The organism is Nocardia yunnanensis, assembly GCF_003626895.1.
Taxonomy (GTDB): domain Bacteria; phylum Actinomycetota; class Actinomycetes; order Mycobacteriales; family Mycobacteriaceae; genus Nocardia; species Nocardia yunnanensis.
The window spans coordinates 2,440,364-2,464,367 of the sequence record NZ_CP032568.1; the positions used below are offsets into that span (position 1 = coordinate 2,440,364).

Sequence of the window (24,004 nt, forward strand, 5' to 3'; positions counted from 1 at the left end):
CCGTAGTCGTCCGGTTCGGTCGTCACGTCGTCGGTCAGTCGTCCCGCTGCATGGTCGCCCACAGCCCGGCGGCGTGCAGACGCTGGACGTCGTGTTCCATCTTGTCGCGGGAGCCGGCGGACACCACGGCCTTGCCCTCGTTGTGCACCTTCAACATCAGCTCGGTTGCCTTGCCTTTGCTGTAGCCGAAGAGCTTCTGGAAGATGTAGGTGACGTAGTGCATGAGGTTGACGGGGTCGTCCCACACCACCGTCACCCACGGCCGATCCTCGGCCTCCAGAATTTCGGAGTATTCGATGGCCTCCGGTGTCGCCTGTGCCGCCGACAAAGTCACGTGCGCGGCGGCCGGACCGCCGACGACCCGGACATCGTCCTGATTACACAGACCCATAACAACCAGGGTACGACCTCACATCTCAGAAACAACAGTCCAGGCGACACGCCGTTCCGACCAGTCCGTGAGATCGATATCCCGGCGTGGCGCGGGGTCGGCGCGACCGGTCGGGATGTGCATAGAGTGAGTCTCGTGATGATCGCCGACGGACTGACCAGTACTGCTCTGCTGACCGATCAGTACGAGCTCACCATGCTGGCAGCGGCGCTGGCCGACGATTCGGCCCAGCGGCACTGCACCTTCGAGGTATTCGCCCGCCGATTGCCCAATGGCCGCCGGTACGGCGTGGTCGCAGGGACCGGGCGATTGCTCGACGCGCTGAGCGAATTCCGTTTCGGCCCAGCCGAACTCGAGGTCGCCGCCAGATTCCTCGACGACCGCACCCTGGAATGGCTGCGCGACTACCGTTTTCGCGGCGAGATCGACGGCTACCCGGAGGGCGAGCTGTATTTCCCCGGCTCCCCCATCCTCACCGTGCGCGGCACCTTCGCCGAATGCGTACTGCTGGAAACCCTCATCCTGTCCATCTACAACCACGACAGCGCCATCGCCGCCGCGGCCGCCCGCATGGTGAGCGCCGCGGGCGGCCGCCGCATGATCGAAATGGGTTCGCGCCGAACCCATGAGCTCGCCGCGCCCGCCAGCGCGCGCGCCGCCTACCTGGCCGGTTTCGACGCCACCTCCAATCTGGAGGCCGCCCGCAGCTTCGGCGTGCCCAGCGCCGGCACCAGCGCGCACGCCTTCACCCTGCTGCACAGCGGCGCGGACGGCGCGCACGAGGCGGCGGCCTTCCGCAGCCAGATCGCGGCGCTGGGGGTGGGCACCACGCTGCTGGTGGACACCTTCGACATCACCCGCGGCGTGGCCACCGCCATCGAGGTGGCCGGGCCCGAATTGGGCGGGGTGCGCATCGATTCCGGTGATCTGGGCGTGCTGGCGCGGCAGGTGCGCGATCAGCTCGACGCCCTGGGCGCGACGCGCACCCGCATCGTGGTGTCCGGGGATCTGGACGAATACGCCATCGCCGCGCTGCGCGCCGAACCGGTGGACGTCTACGGCGTCGGCACCTCGCTGGTCACCGGTTCCGGCGCGCCGACCGCGGGCATGGTCTACAAACTGGTCGAGGTCGAGGGCGTGCCGGTGGCGAAACGCAGCTCGCACAAGGAGTCCCGCGGCGGCACCAAACGCGCCATCCGGCTGGCCCGCCGCACCGGCACGGTGGTGGAGGAAATCGTCTACCCCGCTGCCGGCTCGCGGCCGGAGCCCAATGGTTTCGAGATCCGGGAGCTGCAGGTGCCACTGGTGCGCGAGGGTGAGGTGCTGCCCGACCGGCCGACGCTGGCGCAGAGCCGGGAGCTGGTGACCAAGGGACTGGTCAGCCTGCCCTGGGAGGGATTGAAGCTGTCGGCCGGCGAGCCCGCTATCCCGACGACTTTTGTGAGTTGAGCCGCCACCACAGCGCGGCCGCGATCAGGGCCGCGGGGGCCAGCACGGCGATCATCTCGTCGAGCTCGAACGAGATCTCGTGCCACTCCAGATTCGCCACCACACTGGCGATCTCGAATGCCACGAAGAATTGCAATGCCATCAGCGCGGCGCGGCGCCAGCCGATGACCGTGTCCGATTTCATGATGTCCCCCGGCCCTTCGTGTCCGCTCGCCGTGGACCGGTCGAGGCCCGGGCGGCACAATGCAATACGAGCGGCTTACCGTCCTGGTTCAGCCGCCGATTCCCGGGAGGTCCGCCCATGAGCCGAGCCCTGATCGTCGTCGACGTGCAGAACGATTTCTGCGAGGGCGGTTCGCTGGCCGTGGCGGGCGGCGCGGCCGTGGCCGAGCGCATCACGGAATATCTGGGCGTCTCCGACTACACCGCCGTCGTCGCCACCCGCGACTTCCACATCGATCCCGGCGCGCACTTCTCCGCCACCCCCGACTACGTCGACACCTGGCCCCCGCACTGCCGCGTCGGCACCCCCGGCGCGGACTTCCACCCCGCCCTGAACACCGCCCCCATCCAGGAGATCTTCTCCAAAGGCGCCTACACCGCCGCCTATTCGGGCTTCGAGGGCACCGCGTCCGACGGCGCCACCGCCCTCGGCGACTGGCTGCGCGCCCACCAGATCACCGCCGTCGACGTCTGCGGCATCGCCACCGACCACTGCGTCCGCGCCACCGCCCTCGACGCCCGCGCCGAGGGCTTCGATACCCGAGTCCTCCTCGGCCTCACCGCCGCCGTCTCCCCCGCCACCCTCACCACGGCCCTCGCCACACTCCGCGCCGCCGGCGTGGAACTGGCGGGCACGCTGGAGAGGTAAGCGCCCGGACCGGCGGAAATCGGTCCTGCCGGACGGCCCGCCGAGGTTTGCGCGAGGGTTGTCGGGCGGGCGCAGTAATCTGGCCGCCGTGCCCGAACTGCCTCCCGTACCGAAGCTCTTGGCTACCGCTGTCGAGGCGTTGGGAGGTAAGGAGCGCACGGGGCAGCAGACCATGGCGGCCGCAGTCGCGCATTCCATCGATACCGGGGAGCATCTGGCCGTGCAGGCCGGGACCGGCACGGGGAAGTCGCTCGCGTATCTGGTGCCGAGTCTGCGGCATTCGGTGCGGACCGGGCGGACCGTGGTGGTGTCGACGGCGACCATCGCCTTGCAGCGGCAGCTGGTGGATCGGGATCTGCCGCGGCTCGCCGAGGCCTTGGCCCCCTCGCTGGGCCGGGTGCCGCAGTTCGCGATTCTCAAGGGGCGCAACAACTATCTGTGCTTGAACAAGATCAATAGCGCGATCCCGGACGAGCCGGAGGCGGAGTTGTTCGACGCCTTCGCCATCTCCAAGCTGGGGCGCGAGGTGCAGCGGCTGCACGAGTGGGTCTCCGACACCGAGACCGGGGATCGCGACGAACTCGCGCCGGGGGTGAGCGATCGGGCCTGGCGGCAGGTGAGCGTGAGTTCACGGGAATGCCTGGGCAAGTCGCGCTGCCCGTTCGGCCAGGACTGCTTCGCGGAGAAGGCGCGCGCGGAATCCGGTGCGGCCGATGTGGTGGTCACCAATCACGCGCTGCTGGCCATCGACGCCATCAGCGGCATCCAGGTGCTGCCCGAACACGACGTGGTCGTCATCGACGAGGCGCACGAGCTGGTGGACCGGGTGACCGGCGTGGCCACCGCGGAGCTGTCCACCGGCGGCATCAGCGCCGCGGCCAAACGCTGCGCCAAGCTGATCGACGAGCAGGAGGTCGATCGCCTGGAGAGCGCGGCCGAGGCCTGGCACGGCCTGCTCGACGACCTGAATCCGGGCCGCTGGGACCGCATGCCCGACGGCGCGGCCCCGGTGCTCGCGCTGATCCGCGATGCCGCGTGGAACGCCCGCACCGCCCTGGCTCCCCAGGGCGGCAGTTCGGCCGGCTCCGATCCGGAGGGCGCGGCCGCGCGCAATCAGGCGCTGGCCGCCGTCGAGGAGGTGCACGATGCCGCGGTGCGCGTGCTCACCACCTTCGAGGAGCCCGATCCGGCCGCGCATCGCGATGTCATCTGGCTGGCATCGGAGGAGCTGCGCGGGGTGCCGCGCCGCGCCCTGCACATGGCCCCGCTGTCGGTGGGCGGTCTGCTGCGCAGTCGCCTGTTCGGTACGGCCACCGTGGTTTTGACCTCGGCGACCCTGCAGATCGGCGGCTCCTTCGACAATCTGGCCGTCACCTGGGGCCTGCCGCCGCAGTCGGCGTCGAAGGTGGATCCGGCGCTGGCCAATGGCGCGGAGGCCCCGTCGGACGAGAAGTCGCTGCGCTGGAACTCCGTGGACGTCGGCTCGCCGTTCGACCACGCCAAGTCCGGAATCCTCTATGTGGCAAAGCATCTGCCCGCTCCCGGCCGCGACGGCCTGCCGCAGGCGTACCTGGACGAGATCGAGCGGCTGATCCGCGCCGCGGGCGGGCGCACCCTGGGCCTGTTCTCGTCCATGCGAGCGGCCAAGGCGGCCACCGAAATTCTGCGCGAACGCCTCGACACCCCCATCCTGTGCCAGGGTGACGACGCGACCGGCGCGCTGGTCCGCAAATTCGCCGACGACCCGGAAACCTCACTCTTCGGGACGCTTTCGCTGTGGCAGGGCGTCGATGTTCCGGGGCCGTCGCTGAGTCTGGTGATCCTGGACCGCATTCCGTTCCCGCGCCCGGACGATCCGTTGCTGGTGGCACGCCAGCGATCGGTGGAATCGCGTGGTGGGAATGGCTTTCTGTCGGTGGCGGCCAATCATGCCGCACTGCTGCTGGCGCAGGGAACGGGGCGTTTGCTGCGCAGTACGGACGATCGCGGTGTTATCGCAATTCTCGATTCCCGGCTCGCCACCGCGCGCTACGGCGGTTATCTCCGAGCATCTTTGCCGCCCTATTGGGAAACATCCGATCCCCAAGTTGTGACAAAAGCTCTCGAAAGACTGACAAATAGTGTCGCACAAATGAAATGACGTTTGTGAGAACAGTCACAGGGGTGGTTCCCACTTCCGATCGGAAGTAAATTGGCTTTCGGTACTCCGATGAACCCCCAATTCCCACATCGGACGTGTCCGTAGTCCCCGCGCCAAGCCCTGCACGCGGCGCGGGGACACCGAAACTTCCTGGGCCCCGAAACTTCCTGGGCCGTCACCTACTTCGCGGCCTACTTCACCGCCAGCGTGACGAGCGCGGCCACCACGCCCACCGCCACCGCGGCCGCTCCCCACACCACACCCTGCCGCTGCCACGGGCGACCGTGATCCAGCGCCAGCCGACCCGGTCCGGTGAACGCGAACGCCACCGACGCGAGGGCGTACACCGCGGGCAGCTCCCACATCGCGAAACCATTGCCCCGCGTGGCGTTGATGGCATTGATCATGGTGCCCAAGGCGATCGCCGCGCCCAGCGGCGTCAGCAACCCGAGCGCCAGCAGCAGACCGCCGGTGAGCTCGCTCAGTCCCGCGAGGGTCGCGAAGAACTTGCCCGGGTCGTAGCCCATGCCCTGGAACGCGTGTGCGGTGGCATCGAGGCCGTAGCCGTTGAACCAGCCGAACAGCTTCTGGCTGCCGTGCACGGCCAACAGACCGCCGAAGCCCACGCGGGCGACGAGCAGGCCGATATCGGCTCCGGCGACGCCGCTCGCGGTGGTTTCGCGGGTGTCGGCGGTCAGGGTTGCGGTCATGTCGGGTTCCTCGTCTCTCGGGTCTTTCGGCACTGGGGGCGACTTCAACCGGACTATGGTCCGCTTCGTAGCCTACAGCAGCTCCCCAACGAGATCGGGCGCGCGAGTATTCCGCCTACTTGGCCAGGAACCAGAAGTACGACAGGAACACCGCCATCAGCACCCACATGATCGGATGCACCTCGCGGACCCGCCGCTTGGCCACCATGACCACCGGGTAGAACAGCAGCCCCATGGCGATGCCGTTGGCGATCGAATAGGTCAGCGGCATCATGACCACCGTGATGAACGCCGGAACCGCGAATTCCAAACGGTTCCAGTCGATTTCGCCCAGCGACCGCGCCATGAGCACACCGACCACGATGAGCGCGGGGGCGGTCACCGCCGACACGTCGGCGAACACCGCGAACAGCGGGAAGAAGAACATGGCGATCAGGAACCACCCGGCGGTCGCGACCGCGGTCAGCCCCGTGCGCCCGCCCGCCGACACGCCCGCGGTCGATTCGACGTAGGCGGTGGTCGAGGAGGTGCCGATGATCGCGCCCGCGGCGGTGCCGATCGAGTCGGCGGCCAGCGCCTGCCCGGCCCGGTCCAGCCTGCCGGATTCGGTCAGCAGTCCGGCCTGCTTGGCGACGCCGATCAAGGTGCCGGAGGCATCGAAGAAGTCGACGAACAGCATGGTCAGCACCACGATCGCCATCTGCCCGGTGAACGCGTGGGGCAGATGCACGATGGCCTGGCCGAAGGTCTGGTCGAGACCGTGCGGCAGCGCGGCCACCGAATCCGGCATCTTCACCAGCCCGCAGGCGATGCCGACCACCGCGGTGGCGAGGATGCCGTAGAGCACCGCGCCGTGCCAGCCCAGCACCAGGAACACGACCGTCACCACGAGCCCGAACATGGCCAGCAGTGTGGTGCCGTGGTGGAAGTTGCCAAGATGCACCAGGGTGGCCGGATCGGACACCACGATGCCCGCGCTCTTGAGTCCGAGGAAGGCCACGAACATGCCGATGCCCGCGCCCACGGCCAGCTTCATCTGCAGCGGAATGGCCTCGATGATCTTCTCGCGCACCTTGGTCACGGCCAGCACGAAGAACACGACACCGGACAGGAAGGTCCCCGAAAGCGCTTCCTGCCACGGGATTCCCATGTGCAGGACCACGGTGTAGGCGAAGAACGCGTTGAGACCCATGCCGGGCGCGAGCGCCACCGGGTAGCGCGCCCACAGTCCCATGACCAGCGTGCCGAAGATGGCGGCGACGGCCGTCGCGGTGAAGACCGCCTGAATGGGCATGCCCTTGTCGTGCAGATCGCCGGCCGGCCCGTCGCCCAGGATGCGCGGGTTCACGGCGAGCACGTAGGACATCGCGAGGAAAGTGATGGTTCCGGCCATGAGCTCGCGTTTGACGGTGGAACCGTGTTCGCTGATGCCGAAGTACGCGTCGACGCGCCCCTTGGTGCGCGTGCGGACGTCGGTGGTCATGTGTGGATGTCTCCAGTCGGAGGAAGGTACGAAGGTTGCCGTGGGAACCGTACTTGTTCCGTATGTCCGAACATGAACCGACCCGGCGAATCGTGAGCTACCGCACCCGTCACAGCCTTCTTTTACTGTGCCTACCTGCGCAATTCATGAGCTATTCAAATGATTACCGACCGGTAATTTCGAAGTCTTGACCCCTATTGTCTGAGACGTTACAAATACGTAATCCGCCGGGGGTTTTCAGGGGAACCGGCCAGGCAGAAGTAGTACGGCAGTGGTAACCGATGTCATCGACGCGGTCGCGGAATTCGCGGCCCCGCGCAAAGCGCTCTGGGACGTATTGCTCGATCCGCAGACCTACCCTCGACTGTTTCCCGGAATCGGCGCGTGCGAGCAACTCGACACCGTCGACGCGCATCCCACCTTGAACATGCGGGTCGGCGGCCACGGCATCGAGGTCGGCCTGCTGCGCGTGCAACTGCATGTCACCAAGGCCGGCGAGGGCTTCGAGCTGCACTGCCCCGAGCACGGCAGCTTCGCCGCAGTCCGGCTGCGCGGCGACGGCGAGCACACCCGCGTCTACGTCACCTTCTTCAAGGCCGGCCGGGTGCATCCGGTGCTGGCGCAGCTGCCGAACTCGACGGTGGTCACCTGGGCCCAGTCCGGCCTGAAACGGGTCGGCGACCTGATCGCGGGCGCCCCGACCTCGCTCATCGTCAACGGCGAGGATTCGCCGGTGCGGCTGCAGGCCGGGGTGGTCAAGCGGATGGTGTCCTCCGGCGTGGTGCGCACCTACCGGCCCGATGTCGGGCTCAAACAGATTGGCGGACTGGCGAAGTGGGGGTTCAGCCTGGCGGGCGGGTATGCCGCGGCGGCCGCGCACTCCCCGCAGCGCGCGGCCGTGATCGACGATCGCTATTCCAGCACCTTCGACCAATTGCACGCCCGCAGCAGCGCTTTGGCGGGCGCGTTCACCGCGCTCGGGTTCGGGCCGGGCACCGCGATCGGGCTGCTGTGCCGCAATCACACCGGCATGGTCGAGGCCATGGTGGCGGCGGGCAAATCGGGTGCGGACGCGGTGCTGCTCAATACCGGGCTGCCCGCGCGGCAGGTCGAGGAGATCGTGGCGCGCCATCAGCTCTCGGCGCTGTTCGTGGACAGCGAGTTCGAGCATCTGGTGCGCTATCTGCCGATCGACATCCCCCGCTTCACCAGTGACGACGTCCCGCCGGACCCGGGCCGCACCACGCTCGAGGATTTGATCGCCATGCGCCAGGAGCCGCCGCGCAAGCCGCCGCGGCCCGGGCGGCTGGTGGTGCTCACCTCGGGAACCAGCGGGACGCCCAAGGGCGCGCGCCGCCCGCACCCCAAGGGTTTCGGCACGGTCGCGGCGCTGCTGTCGCGAATCCCGTTCGGCACCAACGAGACCATGTTCATCCCGGCCCCGCTGTTCCACACCTGGGGGCTGGGCGCGCTGCAGATCTCCACGGCCATCCGCGCGACGGTGGTGCTGGGCGACCGTTTCGATGCCGAGGACTGTCTGCGCCGCATAGCCGAGCAGCGGGTGACGGCGTTGATCGTGGTGCCGATCATGGTGAACCGCATCCTCGATCTGCCCACCCACGTGCGCACCCGCTACGACCTGTCGAGCCTGCGCATCGTGGCCAGTTGCGGTGCGCCGCTGGCGGGTGCGACGGTGCAGAAGTTCCTCGACGCCTTCGGCGACATCCTCTACAACGTGTACGGCTCCACCGAGGTGTCGTGGGCCTCGATCGCCGACTCGGCGGATCTGCGCATGTCCCCGACCACCGCGGGGCGGCCGCCGCTGGGCACCAAACTCGCTGTGCTGGGCCCGGATCGGCGGCCGGTGCCGGTGGGCGCGACCGGGCGCATCTTCGTCGGCAATCACATGCTGTTCGACGGCTACACCGACGCGACCCCGCCCGACGAGGCCGACGGCATGCTCGACACCGGCGATGTCGGCTATCTGGATGCCGCGGGCAAGCTGTTCGTGGCGGGTCGCGACGACGAGATGATCATCTCCGGTGGCGAGAACGTCTTCCCGCGCGCGGTGGAGGAGGCGCTCTCGCATCTGCCGCAGGTGTCGGAGGTGGCGGTGATCGGGGTGCCCGATCACGAATTCGGCCAGCGCCTGGCCGCTTTCGTGGTGAAGCGGCCGGGTTCCGGGCTGGATTCCGATATGGTCCGCAACTACATTCGCCATCGGGTGAGCCGCTTCTCGGTGCCGCGCGACGTCACCTTCCTGGATTCGTTGCCGCGCAACCCCACCGGGAAGATCCTCAAGCGGACCCTGATCGCCCCGACCTGATCGTCACGGGCTGGGCGTGGCCACCAACCCCAGTTCCGCGTCGGAGGCCAGCAGCGGGTGGTGCGGCAGGACACGAATGGTGTAGCCGACCGCGCCGGAGATCGGGACGGGCGTGGTGACCGTGAAAATCTCTGCCCCGGAATCGGTTCCGTGATGCCGCATGGGGATGGCGTGCACGTCGGTGAGGTCGTCGCCGGGTGACACCCGGCCCAGCACGGCGTGCACGGACACGTCGGCGGGCGTGAGACCGCCGAGGTCGATGCGGGCGCGCAGGGCCAGTTCGGAACCGATGACCGGCAGGTCGGGCAGCCCGGAGCTGTCCACCTGCAGCACTTTCACACTGGGCCAGGCGGATTCGACGCGGCGGCGATAGGCCGACAGGTCCCACGCGCCCTTGAAGTCGTCGGCGGACACCGCCTCGAAGGCCGCGGCCGCGCGCGCGTAGTAGCCGACGGCGTAGTCGCGAACCATGCGCGACGCCAGCACCTTCGGGCCGAGCGTGCGCAGGGTGTGGCGCACCATCTCCATCCACCGCGCCGGCACGCCGTCGTGGTCACGGTCGTAGAAGCGCGGCAGCACCGCGCGTTCCAGCAGTTCGTAGAGGGCCGCGGCCTCGAGGTCGTCGCGGCGGTGCTCGTCGCGGATGCCGTCGGCGGTGGGGATGGCCCAGCCGTTCTCGCCGTCGTACATCTCGTCCCACCAGCCGTCGCGGATGGACAGATTGAGGCCGCCGTTGAGGGCGGACTTCATGCCGGAGGTGCCGCAGGCTTCCAAGGGGCGCAACGGATTGTTGAGCCAGACGTCGCAACCCCAGTACAGATACCGGGCCATGGACATGTCGTAGTCGGGCAGGAAGACGATGCGGTGGCGCACCGCCGGGTCGTCGGCGAAGCGCACGATCTGCTGGATGAGGGCCTTGCCGCCGTCGTCGGCGGGATGGGATTTGCCGGCCACCACCAGCTGCACCGGGCGCTCGGGGTCGAGCAGCAGGGCGCGCAGGCGTTCCGGGTCGCGCAGCATCAGGGTGAGGCGCTTGTAGGTGGGGACGCGGCGGGCGAAGCCGACGGTCAGCACGCGGGGGTCGAAAACCTCGTCGATCCAGCCGAGTTCGGCGGGCGCCGCCCCGCGTTCGAGCCAGGAATCGCGCAGGCGCCGCCGGACTTCCTCGACCAGCAAGCCGCGCAACGTGTTTCGGGTGGACCACAGCTCGCCCAGGTCCACATCGCAGAGCCGTTCCCAGCCGCGCGCCTCCTCGACCAGTTCGTCGCCGATGAGTTCGCGGGCCTTGTCGATCCATTCGCGCGCCGCCCAGGTGGGGGCGTGCACCCCGTTGGTGATGGAGCCGATCGGCACCTCGGCGGCGTCGAAGCCGGGCCACAGCGGCGCGAACATGTCGCGGCTGACCGCGCCGTGCAGTCGCGAAACGCCGTTGGCGCGCTGGGCGAGTCGCAGGCCGAGGTGGGCCATGTTGAAGACCGAGGGATCGGCCTCGCGGCCCAGGGCCAGGATGCGGTCCACCGAAACCCCGGGCAGCACCGGCGATTCCCGCTCACCGTGCGTGCCGCCGAAGTAGCGGCGCACCAGGGCGCCCGCGAAACGATCGATGCCGGCGGGCACCGGGGTGTGGGTGGTGAACACGGTTCCGGCGCGCACCGCGGTCAGCGCGGTGTCGAAATCCATTCCGGCGGCCAGGTATTCGCGGATACGCTCGATGCCGAGGAATCCGGCGTGGCCCTCGTTCATGTGGAAGACGTCCGGGTCGGGCAGGCCGTTGGCGCGGGTGTAGGCGCGCACCGCGCGCACGCCGCCGATGCCGGCCAGGATCTCCTGTTTGATGCGGTGGTCCTGGTCGCCGCCGTAGAGCCGGTCGGTGACGGCGCGCAGTTCCGGATCGTTCTCGGCGATATCGGAATCCAGCAGCAGCAAGGGAATTCGGCCCACCTGGGCGATCCACACGCGCGCCCGCAGCACGCGGCTCTCGGGCATGGCCACGTGAATCAGCACGGGCGCGCCGCCGTCGGTCAGCAGCCGCAGCGGCAGACCCATCGGATCCACGGCCGGATAGTGTTCGGCCTGCCAGCCGTCGGCGGTCAGCGACTGCCGGAAATAGCCGGAGCGATACAGCAATCCGACGCCGATGAGCGGCAGCCCCAGATCGGAGGCCGCCTTCAGATGGTCGCCCGCGAGAATCCCGAGCCCGCCCGAATAGTTGGGCAGCACTTCACTGACCCCGAACTCCATCGAGAAGTACGCGATCCCCCGCGGCCCCCGCTGCTGCTTCTGAAACCACCGCGGCCGAGCCAAGTAGTCGGCCAGATCCGCCGCCGCCGCATCCACCCGCCGCGTGTACGCCGCGTCCGCCGCCAACTCGTCGAGCCGCTCGGCCGGCACGTCCCCCAGCATCCGCACCGGATCGTGCCCGACCTCAACCCACAATCGGGGATCCAACTCGGCGAAAACATCCTGCGTCGGCCCATGCCAAGACCAGCGCAGATTGGTAGCCAGCTCGGTCAACGCGGACAACCGCTCCGGCAAGTGGGCGCGAACGGTGAATCGACGCAAAGCCTTCACGGTGCCTATTTTGCCCTCCGCTTCGCCCCGGGCGGGTTCGCGGCCCCTATGTCTCGTTCTTCCCTCCCTCCGCTCCTCCGCTTCGCTCCCCCGCTCCGCTCAGTCCAGAACGAGACGGCCGCGAACCATTCCAGGCATCCAATGCTGGTCAGGGCATCCCGAGGGCGAGCATTCAGCAAGCAACCGATAACGTGTTTCATATGAGCAAGCAGCAGATCGAGGCGGTCGAGGACCAGCCCACCCAGGAGCATCACGAGGGCGGGTTTCGGCCGATCCGAGAACTGGGCCGCGACAACACCCGGGGCGGGGTGCACTACGGGGAGCTCATCGAGCAGGTGCGCGGGCTGATGGATCGGGTGCGGCTCGCCGATCCGTCCGACGAGCTGGGACTCGAGGTGATCGCCACACTGAAGGAGCTCAACGCCAAGCTGGACGAGGCGGTGGTGGACGAGTGGAACGCGCCGTCCTGGCATCGCAACGATCTGCCCGCGCGCGGCAACATCACGCTGCCGCCGTTCCTGGTGGACTCCGCGAGCACGGAGGGCGTGCGGGCGCGCATCACCTTCCGCACCTTCCACCTGGGCGGCAACAGCGCCGCCCACGGCGGTCATATCGCCCTCGGCTTCGACGACCTGCTGGGCATGACCGCGGCGATCTACACCAAGCAGGCCACCCGCACCGCCTTCCTGCACGTCGACTACCGCTCGATCACGCCGCTGAACACCGAACTGCGCGTGCACGGCTGGGTCGAGCGCCAGGAGGGCCGCAAGGTGTTCGTGCGCGCCACCCTGCACGACGGCGACCGGCTGTGCGCGGAGGCCCACGGGCTGTTCGTGCTCCTCAAACCCGGCCAGCAGTAGCCGCTCCGGTAAGTTCGAGGGCGTGACCGGCCGCATCGCCATCGATGACACCGCCCCCGCGATCCCCGGCGGCCGGCCGGCCAAGGCCGTGGTCGGCGAGGTGGTCCCGGTGCGCGCGGTGGTCTGGCGCGAGGGCCACGAGGCGGTGGCCGCCACGCTCGCGGTGCGCGGCCCGGGTTCGGCTCGCACACAGCGCATTCGCATGTCCCCCGAGTACGAGCCGGACGTCTTCAACGCCGTGTTCACTCCCGGCGAGCCCGGTCGCTGGACCTTCCGCATCGAAGGCTGGAGCGATCCCCTCGCCACCTGGCGCGCGGGCGTCGAAGCCAAGCTCGCGGTCGGTCAGAGCGCCGGGGACCTGGCCAACGACCTCGAGATCGGGGCGCGCCTGCTGGAGCGGGCCGCCCAGGCGGTGCCGCGCAGACAGTGGGAGGTGCTGCGGGAGGCGGCCGCCTCCCTGCGCAGCGCCGCCCAGCTGCCCGCCCGGGTGGCTCCCGCGTTCAGCGCCGAGGTGAGCGCGATCCTGCGGGCGACGCCCTTGCGCGAGTTGGTGACTCGCGGGCCGCAGCACACCGTGCAGGTGGATCGGCAGCGGGCGCTGTACGGGTCCTGGTACGAATTCTTCCCGCGCTCCACCGGCGGCTGGGACGCCGACGGCAAGCCGGTGCACGGCAGCTTCGCCACCGCCGCCAAGGAACTCCCGCGCATCGCCGCCATGGGTTTCGATGTCGTGTACCTGCCGCCGATCCACCCCATCGGTGAGGTGAATCGCAAGGGCCCCAACAACTCGCTGACCGCCGGCCCGCGGGATGTGGGCTCGCCATGGGCCATCGGGTCGCGCGACGGTGGCCACGACGCCATCCACCCGCTGCTGGGCACCGAGGCCGATTTCACCGATTTCGTCGGCGCCGCACGGGAACTGGGCCTGGAGGTGGCACTCGATCTGGCATTGCAGTGCGCACCCGACCACCCGTGGGTGACGGCGCATCCGGAATGGTTCACCACGCTGCCCGACGGCACCATCGCCTACGCGGAAAATCCGCCGAAGAAGTACCAGGACATCTACCCGCTGAATTTCGACAACGACCCCGACGGCCTCTACGCGGAGATCCTGCGGGTGGTGCGGCATTGGATCGGCTTGGGCGTCACCATATTCCGGGTCGACAATCCGCACACCAAACCCGCCGACTTCTGGGAGTGGCTGATCGCGCAGGTGCACCGGAAGAACCCGGAGATCATTTTCCTGTCCGAGGCCTTCACCCGCCCGGCGCGCATGTACGGATTGGCGCGGCGCGGATTCAGCCAGTCCTACACGTATTTCACCTGGCGCACCCACAAACACGAGATCGAGGAATTCGGCAGGGAATTGGCGGCCAAGGCCGACGAGGCGCGCGCCAATCTGTTCGTGAACACCCCCGACATCCTGCACGAGAGCCTGCAGCACGGCGGCCCGGGCATGTTCGCCATCCGCGCGGTGCTGGCCGCCACCCTCGGGCCGAGCTGGGGTGTGTATTCCGGATTCGAGCTGTTCGAGCATCAGGCGGTGCAGCCGGGCAGCGAGGAATACCTGGATTCGGAGAAATATCAGCTGCGCCCACGGCATTTCGCCGAAGCGGCCGCGCGCGGGGAATCCCTGGAGCCGTGGCTGACCCGGCTCAACGAGATCCGGCGCGCGCATCCGGCGCTGCAGCAGGTGCGCTGCATCCACTTCCACGCCGTGGACAACGATGCGCTGCTGGCCTTTTCGAAGTTCGACCCCACCACCGGGGACGCCGTGCTGGTGGTGGTCAACCTGGATCCGTTCGGCGCGCAACAGGGCATGGTGTCGCTGGAGCTGCCCGCCCTCGGCCGCGAATGGCACGACCGCCCGGTGGTGCGCGACGAGATCAGCGGCGAGGAATACCATTGGGGGCAAAGCAATTACGTGCGCCTGGACCCCGCCCGTGCGGTCGCGCACATTCTCACCCTGCCGCCTGTCCCGGCCGCCGCGCGCACCGAGCTCGCCTATCGCAGATCGTTCCGATGAACCGTCGCGACCTTCTGCTGCTGGCGGCGGGCACCCATCCCGATCCGCACACGGTGCTGGGGGCGCATCCGCATGCGGAGGGCACCGTCCTGCGGGTCCTGCGACCGCACGCGGAGTCGGTGGCGGCGCGCATCGGCGGGGTCGATCATCCGCTCGAGCACACGGCGCACGGGGTTTTCGAGACGGTCCTGCCGTACCCGGAGCTGTGGGACTATCGCCTCGTCACCTCCTACCCGGGCGGGCGCACGGTGGTCGACGCGGACGGCTACCGCTTTCTGCCCACCCTCGGCGAGGTGGATCTGCATCTGCTCGGCGAGGGTCGGCACGAACGGCTCTGGGAGGTGCTGGGCGCGCACCCGCGCCGCTACACCACCCTCGACGGCGACGTGGACGGGACCGCCTTCGCGGTGTGGGCGCCCAATGCGCGCGGTGTCGCGGTCATCGGCGATTTCGACGGCTGGAGCGGAAACACCGCGCCCATGCGGAAACTCGGCGATTCCGGGGTGTGGGAGCTGTTCGTCCCCGGCCTCGGCCCGGGCGCCCTGTACAAGTATCGGGTGCACGGGGCGGACGGACGCACCGTCGACCACGCCGACCCGATGGCCTTCGCCACCGAGGCGCCGCCCGCCACCGCCTCGGTGATCACCGCGAGCGAATTCGCCTGGGGCGACGCGCAATGGCTGCGCCGGCGCGACGCCACCGATCCGCTGCGCGCGCCGATCAGCATCTACGAGGTGCATCTGGGGTCGTGGCGGCTCGGGCTCGGTTATCGCGAGCTCGCCGAGCAGCTCGCGGATTACGTTGCCGCCCAAGGCTTCACCCACATCGAACTGCTGCCGGTGGCCGAGCATCCCTTCGGCGGCTCCTGGGGGTACCAGGTCACCTCCTATTACGCGCCGACCGCCCGCTTCGGCTCCCCCGACGACTTCCGCTACCTGGTGGATCACCTGCACCGCAAGGGAATCGGCGTCCTGCTCGACTGGGTGCCCGCGCACTTCCCCCGCGACGAATGGGCACTGGCCCGGTTCGACGGCACCGCCCTCTACGAGCACGCCGACCCGCGCCGCGGCGAGCAACTCGACTGGGGCACCTATGTTTTCAACTTCGGCCGCCACGAGGTCCGCAACTTCCTGGTCGCCAACGCCCTGTTCTGGCTCGAGGAGTTCCATCTCGACGGGCTGCGCGTGGACGCCGTCGCCAGCATGCTCTACCTCGACTACTCGCGACCTGACTGGGAGCCCAATATCCATGGCGGGCGCGAGAATCTGGAGGCGGTGTCGTTTCTGCAGGAGATGAACGCGACCGTGCACAAACATCATCCGGGCGTGCTCACCATCGCCGAGGAGTCCACCACCTGGCCCGGCGTCACCCGCGCCACCGAGGTCGGCGGCCTGGGCTTCACCATGAAATGGAACATGGGCTGGATGCACGACACCCTCGGGTATCTCGCCCACGACCCGGTGTACCGGACCTGGCACCACAACGAGGCCACCTTCTCGCTGACCTACGCCTGGAGCGAGAACTACCTGCTGCCCATCAGCCACGACGAGGTCGTCTACGGCAAGGGCACGCTGTGGACGCGCATGCCCGGCGACGACTTCACCAAGGCGAGCGGAGTGCGTGCGCTGCTGGCCTATATGTGGGCGCATCCGGGCAAACAGCTGCTGTTCATGGGCCAGGAGTTCGGGCAGTTTCGGGAATGGGACCACGATCGCGGCCTGGACTGGCACGAACTGGAAAACCCGCTGCACCAAGGCATTCGAGCGCTGGTCGCCGACCTCAATCGGCTCTACGTCGCGAGTCCGGCGCTGTGGAGCCAGGACACCTCCCCGGGCGGCTACGCCTGGATCGACGCCGACGACCGCGACAACAATGTGCTCTCGTTCCTGCGCTACGGCACCGACGGATCCATGCTGGCCTGCGTCTACAACTTCTCCGGGCAGCGCCTGGACGGCTACCGCATCGGATTGCCCGGACCCGCGTCCGACTCGTGGTATGAGGTCCTGAACACCGACGCGATCGGCTACGCGGGCAGCGGCATCGACCGGGCGGAGCGCATTTGCGCCGAGCCGGTGCCCTGGCACGGGCGCGCGGCCTCGGCGGTCCTGACCCTCGCGCCGCACAGCGCGCTCTGGTTGTCGACAACCGCTGCCGCCGTGCGCGATTGAGCCGTGCCCCCACCGCTCGGGGCACGGAAATCAAGGTCAACCATTTCCGGCGGGAACCGGGTACGACTGGAACCAGCGGCGTCGCAACCGAATTGCCTGATCACCTGAAGGAATGAATCCGTATGAAGAAATTGGGAACCTTCGCGCTCATCGGCGCGGCCGCGGCCGGAATCCTGACCGCCGGCGCGAGTGTCGCCGCCGCCGACGACCACGTCGACGTGCAGTCGGTCGTCGCGCCCGGCGAGCCCGACCCGACCGGCGGCACCGGTTCCTCGCAGCTCATCAAGGTCCTGGACCAGCTCGCCACCGGTAGCGGCCGGTCCGGAACCGCCCCCAACTAGCACCACCGGTTCCCCACCCTGCGGGGAGTGTGGGGAACCGCGGTTTCGCGATCCGGCCCGATCACTCCGGCCCGATCACTCCGGCCAGGCCGGCGACCGACCCAGGACCGTGAGAATCCGGTCCAGACCCGTGGCCCCGTCCGCGTCGACCGCGGGAGCGAAGGATGCGCCCGGCTGCTCCCGCACCGCACCCCCCGGCACCGCTTCGGCCACCGGCAGACCGGCAGCCAGCAGATCCGCGTCGAACTCGACGGTCCGCCCCAGTGCCCGCGCGATATCCCAGGTGTGCACGATGTAGTCGATGAAGTGGAAGCTGATCGCCAGCGGCGCGGGAATCACGATCCCGTTCCGAATCTCCGGCAACGGAAACTGCCGCTCCAGCACCCCCGGCTCCGCGAAGGCCGCCAGCACCTGCTCGGCCGCCGCCCGATACTCGCCGACCGGATCATCACTCAACGGCCGCGGCTTCCACAGCGCCAGATCATCCTCCCCCCGAGCCGCCGCCGCGAACCCATAGTGCTGAACAATGCAGTGCTCCAACAGGTCTCGCAACGCCCACCCCGCACACGGCGTCGCCCGCTCGAGATCCGCCGCCACCACCCCTTCCACAATCTCGATGCTCTTCCGCACCGCCCGCGCATCCAACTCGACCAGCGCGCGCCCCGACCCCAGCAATTGTTCATATGTGCTTATCATAAGCACCAGCCTACTATCTGCCGGTCCGCTGCAACAGGTCTACAAACAAGATCAGGGAGCTCTCACCGGAGGGAATTCGGACAGAATTCCGCAGTGAGAGCTCCCTGATCTTGAATCAGTAGAGGTCAGTAGAGGGCGGCGGCGAGTTTGCGGCGGGCGGCGACCACGATGGGTTCGGCGGGATCGAAGAGTTCGAAGAGTTCGAGCAGGTGGGTGCGGGCTCGGGTGCGGTCGTCGCCGGCGGTGCGCTTGACCTGGGCGATCAGGCGGTCGAAGGCGGCTTCGGGCTGCTGGTTGAACATGTCGAGGTCGGCGGCGGCGAGCGCGGCGTCCAGGTCGGCCGGGTCGGCGTCGGCCTTCGCGGTGGCGGCGGGGTCGAGTTCCTGTACGCGGGAAAGGAATTGGACCTGACGCAGGGCGGCCTTGGCCTCCGCGTTGGTCGGCTCGGCGGTCAGGATGGCCTGGTAGGCGGTGATGGCGCCCTCGAAATCGCCGTTCTCCAAGGCGGTTTCGGCGGCGACGAAGCGCGGGTCCTCCGGCGCTTCGGGTTCGGCGTCCGCCTCACCCGCGCCGACGCCGGGCAGCTTGCCGCGCACGGCGTCCACCACCGCGGCGATCCACCCGGTCACCTGCTCTTCGGGCTGGTTGCCGGTGAAGTCGGCCAGCGGCTGGCCGGCGGCCACGGCCACCACGGTCGGGATGCCCTGCACGCCGAACGCCTGCGCGATACGCATATTCGCCTCGGCCTCGACGGTGGCGAGATCCCAGTCGCCATTGCCCTGGCCGACCAGCTTCTCGAGCAGCTTCACCAGTTCGATGCTGCCGGGGCTGCGCTGCGAGTACAGCGCCACCACCACCGGCACCTGGGTGGAGCGCCGCAGCACTCGCTCCTCGAAGTTGGCCTCGGTGACGGCATGGTCACCGGGGACCTCCGCGGCCGAGACGGCCGGCTGCTTGAGGGCGGACAGGTCAACCGCGCCCGACATGGCGGCGGCTGCGGCGGCGGAAGGACGGCGTGCGGGTCGAGTCACGACATCCAGTTTGTCACGAAGCGGCGGCGGCGGGTGTCGCGGCTTGGCTCAGTTCACCCAGCTGACCGGAGTTGATCGCCCACCGCTCGAACCAGACGGAGGTGAACGGCACCACCGACGACAGCAGCGCCAGACCCGTGGTCTTGCCCGGCCATTCGAACTCACGCGAGGCGAGCAGGCAGTTGATGGCGTAGGCCAGGAAGATGACACCGTGCAGCATGCCGAACACCATCACCGGCCACTTGATCGGCTGATCGGCGATGCCGAGGGCATCCGCGCGCTTGAGCGCCGAGCCGATGAACAGGAGCACCCAGGAGGGCACCTCGAGGAGGCCGAAAAACCGCACGCGCTTCGCGACCGTGGAGAGGTCGAACAGATCACCCATGGGGTCCATTCTGCCGGACCGGCTACGACGCCCCGTAGTGGAGGTGGTCACACCCGCTTCCAGCGGGTGGGGGGATTTTCTTGGGGGCTTCGCCCCCAAACCCCCAGAGACAGAATTCGGGGCCTTCGCCCCCGGGGTGGGACAGATTTCGGGGCCTTCGCCCCCAGGGGACCAGGGCCTTCGCCCCCACCCTCGGGGACGGAATTCAGGGGTCTTCGCGCCCAAACCCCCGGGACAGAATTCGGGGGCAATCGCCCTCAACGCCAGGAGCGGGAATCTTGGGGGCGACGCCCCAAAACCGCTCTTCGCCCCAAAGGCGAACGGCCCCGGCTCTTTTCGAGGCGGGGCCGTTCCGGGGGTGGCTGGAGCCGCTTACTGGACGCGGAGGATCAGGGCGTCGCCCTGGCCGCCGCCGCCGCAGAGGGCGGCCGCGCCGACGCCGCCGCCGCGGCGCTGCAGTTCGAGGGCCAGGTGCAGGACGATGCGGGCGCCGGACATGCCGAGGGGGTGGCCGATGGCGATGGCGCCGCCGTTGACGTTGACCTTTTCGGGGTCGATGCCGAGTTTGCGGGTGGAGGCGAGGCCGACAGCGGCGAAGGCCTCGTTGATCTCGACCAGGTCCAGGTCGGCGGGCGAAATGCCTTCCTTGGCACAGGCTTTGGCGATCGCGTCGGCCGGCTGGTCCTGGAGGGTGGAGTCCGGGCCCGCGACCACGCCGGCCGCGCCGATCTCGGCGATCCAGCTCAGGCCCAGTTCCTGCGCCTTGGCCTTGGACATGACGACCACCGCGGCCGCACCGTCGGAGATCTGCGAGGCGGACCCGGCGGTAATGGTGCCGTCCTTGCGGAAGGCGGGGCGCAGCTTGGCCAGCGATTCGGCGGTGGTGTCGGCGCGAATGCCCTCGTCCTCGGCGAACACGATCGGGTCACCCTTGCGCTGCGGGATGGACACCGGCGTGACCTCGTCGGCGAAGACGCCGTTCTTCCAGGCTGCCGCGGCCTTCTGGTGCGAGGCGGCGGCGAAGGCGTCCTGATCCTCGCGGCTGATCGGATCGGTGTCGTTGCGCTGCTCGGTGAGCGCGCCCATCGGCTGATCGGTGAAGATGTCGTAGAGGCCGTCGTAGGCCATGCTGTCGCGCAGGTTCACGTCGCCGTACTTGTAGCCCTCGCGGCTGCGCTCGAGCAGATGCGGGGCCTGGGACATGGACTCGGTGCCGCCCGCCACCACGATCTCGTACTCGCCGGCGCGAATCAGCTGATCCGCCAGCGCAATTGCATTGATACCGGACAAACACACCTTGTTGACGGTGAGCGCCGGAACGTCCATCGGAATGCCCGCGGCGACGGCCGCCTGCCGCGCCGGGATCTGACCCGCGCCCGCGGTGAGCACCTGGCCCAGGATCACGTAATCGACCTGCTCGGGCGCGACCCCACCCTTCTCCAGCGCCGCCTTGATGGCGATCCCGCCCAGGTCGGAGCCACTGAAATCCTTCAGCGATCCGAGCAGCCGGCCGACCGGGGTGCGTGCGCCGGAGACGATGACGGAGGTGGTGGACACGATGGGGGCCTCGCTTACGTCGGTTGGTGACCGCTCCGCCAACCATCGGAGCAGTACTCCACGGTAACTCGGCGCACTTCGGCGCGGGTATGTGGGTGCGCGCTACCGTTCGTGGTGTGAGCAACACCGAGAACACGACGGCGGCGCCGTCGAGCAACACCGAATTCGTTCCGTCCGAATACGTCACCGCCGTCGATCATGTGGGCATCGCCGTGCCGGATCTCGATACGGCGGTGGCCTGGTACCGAGACCATCTCGGGATGGTCGAGACGCATCGCGAGATCAACGAGGCGCAGGGCGTGCACGAGGCCATGCTGTCGGTTCCCGGCACCCCGGCGGGGTCGGTCGCTCTGCAGTTGCTGGCTCCCCTGAACGAGGAGTCGACGATCGCGAAGTTCATCGACCGAAACGGGCCTGGCCTGCAGCAGCTCGCGTACCGGGTCACCGATGTCGAGGCGGTTTCCGCGCAACTGCGTGAACGGGGCTTGCGTTTGCTGTACGCCGAGCCGCGCGGCGGAACCGCTGGTTCCCGCATCAATTTCATCCACCCCAAGGATGCTGGCGGTGTGCTGGTGGAACTCGTCGAACCGGCGGCGAAAACTACCCACTAGTACCGGATTCCGGCGCCCTAAAGAGGCTGTAACAACATTCGCGGTCGGGTCACCATCAGTGGTCGTCAGGCTGTAGTTTGTGGGGCATGTCGTCCACTGAGCCCGATCGTAATCGCTTCGTTGCACTGCCCTTTACCGTTGTGCGGAAGGGCTATGACCGTGACGAGGTGCGTAACTACTTCGACCGTTTCGATGCCGAGCTAAGGGTCACCGCGACCGATCGCGATGCCGCCGCAGCCCAGGCCCGCAACCTGGCGGCCCAGCTGGAGGACGCCCGGGACGAGATCGACGAGCTCCGTAAGGAGGTCGACCGGCTTTCGGTGCCGCCGACCACCGCCGAAGGTATGTCCGATCGCATCTCCCGCATGCTGCGCCTGGCCTCCGACGAGGCTTCCGAGGTGCGCGCGCAGGCCCAGGCCGAGGCCGCGGAGATGATCTCGATCGCCGAACAGCAGGCGACCGAAATGCGTGGGAAGTACGAATCGCTCCTCTCCGAGACCAAGGAGAAGCGCGAAGCGCTCGAGATCGAATTCGAGCAGACTCTCGCCAACGCGCGCTCCGAGTCCGCCAAGATCGTCGAAGCCGCCAATGCCGAGGCCGACCGCCTCACCAAGGAGTCCGAGGCCAAGCGCAAGGCCACGCAGCAGGACTTCGAGGTCACCATGGCGGAGCGTCGCACCAAGCTGACCCGCGCCATGGAGGAGCTGGAGGCCACCTCGCGCGCCGAGGCCGCCCAGCGCATCAAGGACGCCACCGACGAGGCCAACCGCCTCATCACCTCGGCGACCAACACCGCGGATCGAAAGATCGCGCACGCCAAGGAACTCGCCGAGGAAATGCGTGTCCTGCGCGGCCGCGTCCTGGCCCAGCTGCTCGGCATCCGCGGCCAGCTCGACTCGGTGCCGGCCATGCTCGCCGCCGTCAACCGCGAGAGCGAACTCCTCGACGGCGCACCGGAACAGCGCTCGCTGCAGAAGAGCGGTCGCAAGGCCATCTCCGAGGCCCACGACGATGACGAGATCGTCGACGAGCGCGAAAACGCCGACGTCTCCAGCTAATTCACCGCACCGGGCGACAACCCGCATCCGTTCGAAGGCCGCTTCCACTCCGGAAGCGGCCTTCCTTATTTCCGAGCCGCCTCGGTGAGATCATGTGTGGCGCAGGGCAGTTCACGGTCGAGAGCCGACCGGTCGGGCGGTAGTGCCAGAAATGCGAGAAGCGCATTGCCCCCGGCGGCCGGACGCGCACACTCGCGATATGTCTTCCCCCGAAAAGCCCGCCTCGTCCGAGAAGTCCTCCGATTCGAGCGCTCCCCCGCCCATGGCCACCGACATTCCCGACATCGGAGCCCCGGACCCGGACGTCGTGGTCCCGTTCAGCCAGTCGACGCAGGCCCTCGCCGAGGGAGACGCGTGGGGCGTCACCTACAAGGCATGTGTGGCCACCGGCAAGGCGCGGCTGCAGCAGATGCGGGAGGCGGCGCGACGCAATACCACCGCGCTCGCCACCCTCGCCGCGCGAAATGCGGAGAAGGAGAACATCTTCTGGAAGGAATACACCACCGAACCCACCACCAATGCGTACTCCAAGGACGTCCTGATCTCCCGATGGACCGGAACCGACAACACCAACAAGTATTACGAGAACACCCCGGACCCCAAGCGCAACCGCATCTACTCCTGGCAGAACGAGCGCGCCGCCGGTGAACCGCTGCAGAACTCCGACATCTACTTCTTCCAGTACAAGATGGCCTGCGGCGAGGGAAACCCGCTGCCCTCAATAGAATTCGTGGTCCGCCAGTCGGCCGGCGCCACCAATACCGCCGCCGTCAACGACTACATGCGCCTGCGCGACAATTCCTACACCCTGCCCGCGAAGTCGTGGCGACCCGGCGACGACGATTTCTACGCCATGCTCGGCACCACCAACGCCACCGCGCCCTTCTGGCTGGTCATGGATCACGGCCCCGAACTCCGCATCGCCTCGATCCGGCGCATCGACCGCGACGTCCGCATGGCCATCACCTACCACTTCGAGCAAATCGCCTGAGCGACACCGAGTTCCCGCCGGCGGCTCAGGACCAGCGGCGGGTGATGGTGCGGGTATTGCGGCCCTTCCAGCAGCCGGTGTGCCAGTGGCGGCGGTCGTCCTCGCCGTCGTGGGCGGCCCAGGCGACGATATGCGGCGTGCCCGGCGGGATCACGTGATCACAGCCGGGGCAGCGGTAGGACTTGGTGGCGCGGGTGCCGGGGACCGTGCGGACGATGAAGGTCTCGTCGGTGCCGGGGCCGGGCTCGGTGCGGCCGAAGACGTCGCCGAGGGGGCGCTGATCCCGGTGGGATCGCGCCGCGTCCTTGGAGCGAGATTTCCGGCGGGGCATGGTTCGAG

The 24,004-nt window shown here is 68.4% G+C and carries 21 protein-coding genes; 11 read left to right on the forward strand and 10 right to left on the reverse strand.

Going from position 1 to position 24,004, the window contains the following annotated elements; genetic code table 11:
- Positions 1 to 34: 34 nt before the first annotated feature.
- On the reverse strand, positions 35 to 391 hold the full coding sequence (clpS, locus tag D7D52_RS11185; protein WP_120736254.1) for an ATP-dependent Clp protease adapter ClpS: 357 nt from the start codon (positions 389 to 391) through the stop codon (positions 35 to 37).
- A 138-nt stretch (positions 392 to 529) separates the two neighbouring features.
- On the opposite strand from clpS, the gene D7D52_RS11190 reads away from it, so the two are divergent.
- Positions 530 to 1,840, forward strand: a complete 1,311-nt coding sequence (locus tag D7D52_RS11190) for a nicotinate phosphoribosyltransferase (RefSeq protein ID WP_120736255.1) — start codon at positions 530 to 532, stop codon at positions 1,838 to 1,840.
- Here the strand turns inward: D7D52_RS11190 and D7D52_RS11195 are convergent.
- On the reverse strand, positions 1,815 to 2,024 hold the full coding sequence (locus D7D52_RS11195) for a hypothetical protein (RefSeq protein WP_120736256.1): 210 nt from the start codon (positions 2,022 to 2,024) through the stop codon (positions 1,815 to 1,817). The genes D7D52_RS11190 and D7D52_RS11195 overlap by 26 nt on opposite strands.
- A gap of 117 nt (positions 2,025 to 2,141) precedes the next feature.
- Here D7D52_RS11195 and D7D52_RS11200 point away from each other — a divergent pair, with 117 nt between their 5' ends.
- On the forward strand, positions 2,142 to 2,711 hold the full coding sequence (locus D7D52_RS11200) for an isochorismatase family protein (RefSeq protein ID WP_120736257.1): 570 nt from the start codon (positions 2,142 to 2,144) through the stop codon (positions 2,709 to 2,711).
- 88 nt (positions 2,712 to 2,799) lie between these two features.
- Positions 2,800 to 4,851 (forward strand): ATP-dependent DNA helicase, encoded by a 2,052-nt coding sequence (locus D7D52_RS11205; RefSeq protein ID WP_120744006.1) that lies wholly within the window; start codon positions 2,800 to 2,802, stop codon positions 4,849 to 4,851.
- 191 nt (positions 4,852 to 5,042) lie between these two features.
- Here the strand turns inward: D7D52_RS11205 and D7D52_RS11210 are convergent, their stop codons facing one another.
- Positions 5,043 to 5,561, reverse strand: a complete 519-nt coding sequence (locus D7D52_RS11210) for a DoxX family protein (RefSeq protein ID WP_120736258.1) — start codon at positions 5,559 to 5,561, stop codon at positions 5,043 to 5,045.
- 115 nt (positions 5,562 to 5,676) lie between these two features.
- Entirely contained in the window at positions 5,677 to 7,044 is a 1,368-nt protein-coding gene (locus D7D52_RS11215) for an NCS2 family permease (RefSeq protein ID WP_120736259.1), read from the reverse strand.
- A 271-nt stretch (positions 7,045 to 7,315) separates the two neighbouring features.
- Here D7D52_RS11215 and D7D52_RS11220 point away from each other — a divergent pair, with 271 nt between their 5' ends.
- Positions 7,316 to 9,370 carry an AMP-binding protein gene (locus D7D52_RS11220; RefSeq protein ID WP_120736260.1) on the forward strand — a complete coding sequence of 685 codons (2,055 nt, stop codon included), beginning with the start codon at positions 7,316 to 7,318 and terminating at the stop codon, positions 9,368 to 9,370.
- Between the two features lie 3 nt (positions 9,371 to 9,373).
- Here the strand turns inward: D7D52_RS11220 and glgP are convergent, their stop codons facing one another.
- On the reverse strand, positions 9,374 to 11,941 hold the full coding sequence (gene glgP / locus D7D52_RS11225; RefSeq protein WP_120736261.1) for an alpha-glucan family phosphorylase: 2,568 nt from the start codon (positions 11,939 to 11,941) through the stop codon (positions 9,374 to 9,376).
- A 200-nt stretch (positions 11,942 to 12,141) separates the two neighbouring features.
- On the opposite strand from glgP, the gene D7D52_RS11230 reads away from it, so the two are divergent.
- From D7D52_RS11230 to D7D52_RS11245, 4 genes are all read left to right on the forward strand, one after another.
- A complete protein-coding gene (locus D7D52_RS11230) occupies positions 12,142 to 12,801 on the forward strand; it encodes a PaaI family thioesterase (protein ID WP_120736262.1) in 660 nt (219 codons plus the stop codon).
- A gap of 22 nt (positions 12,802 to 12,823) precedes the next feature.
- On the forward strand, positions 12,824 to 14,827 hold the full coding sequence (locus D7D52_RS11235; RefSeq protein WP_120736263.1) for an alpha-1,4-glucan--maltose-1-phosphate maltosyltransferase: 2,004 nt from the start codon (positions 12,824 to 12,826) through the stop codon (positions 14,825 to 14,827).
- The gene (gene glgB / locus D7D52_RS11240; RefSeq protein WP_120736264.1) at positions 14,824 to 16,995 is read left to right on the forward strand and encodes a 1,4-alpha-glucan branching protein GlgB; all 2,172 of its coding nucleotides are present in this window, start codon (positions 14,824 to 14,826) and stop codon (positions 16,993 to 16,995) included. Before D7D52_RS11235 ends, glgB begins: the two co-directional genes overlap by 4 nt.
- 122 nt (positions 16,996 to 17,117) lie before the next feature.
- Complete coding sequence (locus D7D52_RS11245; protein WP_120736265.1) at positions 17,118 to 17,336, forward strand: hypothetical protein; 219 nt, start codon at positions 17,118 to 17,120, stop codon at positions 17,334 to 17,336.
- Between the two features lie 75 nt (positions 17,337 to 17,411).
- On the opposite strand, the gene D7D52_RS11250 is transcribed toward D7D52_RS11245, so the two are convergent.
- The 4 genes from D7D52_RS11250 to D7D52_RS11265 all read right to left on the reverse strand — a co-directional run bounded on the left by D7D52_RS11250 (position 17,412) and on the right by D7D52_RS11265 (position 21,005).
- Positions 17,412 to 18,032 (reverse strand): TIGR03086 family metal-binding protein, encoded by a 621-nt coding sequence (locus D7D52_RS11250; protein ID WP_120736266.1) that lies wholly within the window; start codon positions 18,030 to 18,032, stop codon positions 17,412 to 17,414.
- Between the two features lie 125 nt (positions 18,033 to 18,157).
- Positions 18,158 to 19,018, reverse strand: coding sequence for a tetratricopeptide repeat protein (locus D7D52_RS11255; RefSeq protein WP_120736267.1), 861 nt, complete (start codon positions 19,016 to 19,018; stop codon positions 18,158 to 18,160).
- Between the two features lie 58 nt (positions 19,019 to 19,076).
- Complete coding sequence (locus D7D52_RS11260) at positions 19,077 to 19,448, reverse strand: DUF3817 domain-containing protein (RefSeq protein WP_120744007.1); 372 nt, start codon at positions 19,446 to 19,448, stop codon at positions 19,077 to 19,079.
- 372 nt (positions 19,449 to 19,820) lie between these two features.
- Complete coding sequence (locus D7D52_RS11265; RefSeq protein ID WP_120736268.1) at positions 19,821 to 21,005, reverse strand: acetyl-CoA C-acetyltransferase; 1,185 nt, start codon at positions 21,003 to 21,005, stop codon at positions 19,821 to 19,823.
- A 116-nt stretch (positions 21,006 to 21,121) separates the two neighbouring features.
- On the opposite strand from D7D52_RS11265, the gene mce reads away from it, so the two are divergent.
- The 3 genes from mce (at position 21,122) to D7D52_RS11280 (ending at position 23,665) form a co-directional block, all read left to right on the forward strand.
- The gene (gene mce / locus D7D52_RS11270; RefSeq protein ID WP_425464622.1) at positions 21,122 to 21,616 is read left to right on the forward strand and encodes a methylmalonyl-CoA epimerase; all 495 of its coding nucleotides are present in this window, start codon (positions 21,122 to 21,124) and stop codon (positions 21,614 to 21,616) included.
- 86 nt (positions 21,617 to 21,702) lie between these two features.
- Positions 21,703 to 22,674: a coiled-coil domain-containing protein gene (locus tag D7D52_RS11275; protein ID WP_120736270.1), complete on the forward strand. Its 972-nt coding sequence runs from the start codon at positions 21,703 to 21,705 to the stop codon at positions 22,672 to 22,674.
- A gap of 199 nt (positions 22,675 to 22,873) precedes the next feature.
- Positions 22,874 to 23,665, forward strand: coding sequence for a hypothetical protein (locus D7D52_RS11280; RefSeq protein WP_162958277.1), 792 nt, complete (start codon positions 22,874 to 22,876; stop codon positions 23,663 to 23,665).
- Positions 23,666 to 23,690: 25 nt separating this feature from the next.
- Here the strand turns inward: D7D52_RS11280 and D7D52_RS11285 are convergent, their stop codons facing one another.
- Positions 23,691 to 23,996, reverse strand: coding sequence for an ATP/GTP-binding protein (locus D7D52_RS11285; RefSeq protein ID WP_120736272.1), 306 nt, complete (start codon positions 23,994 to 23,996; stop codon positions 23,691 to 23,693).
- Between the last annotated feature and the right edge of the window lie 8 nt (positions 23,997 to 24,004).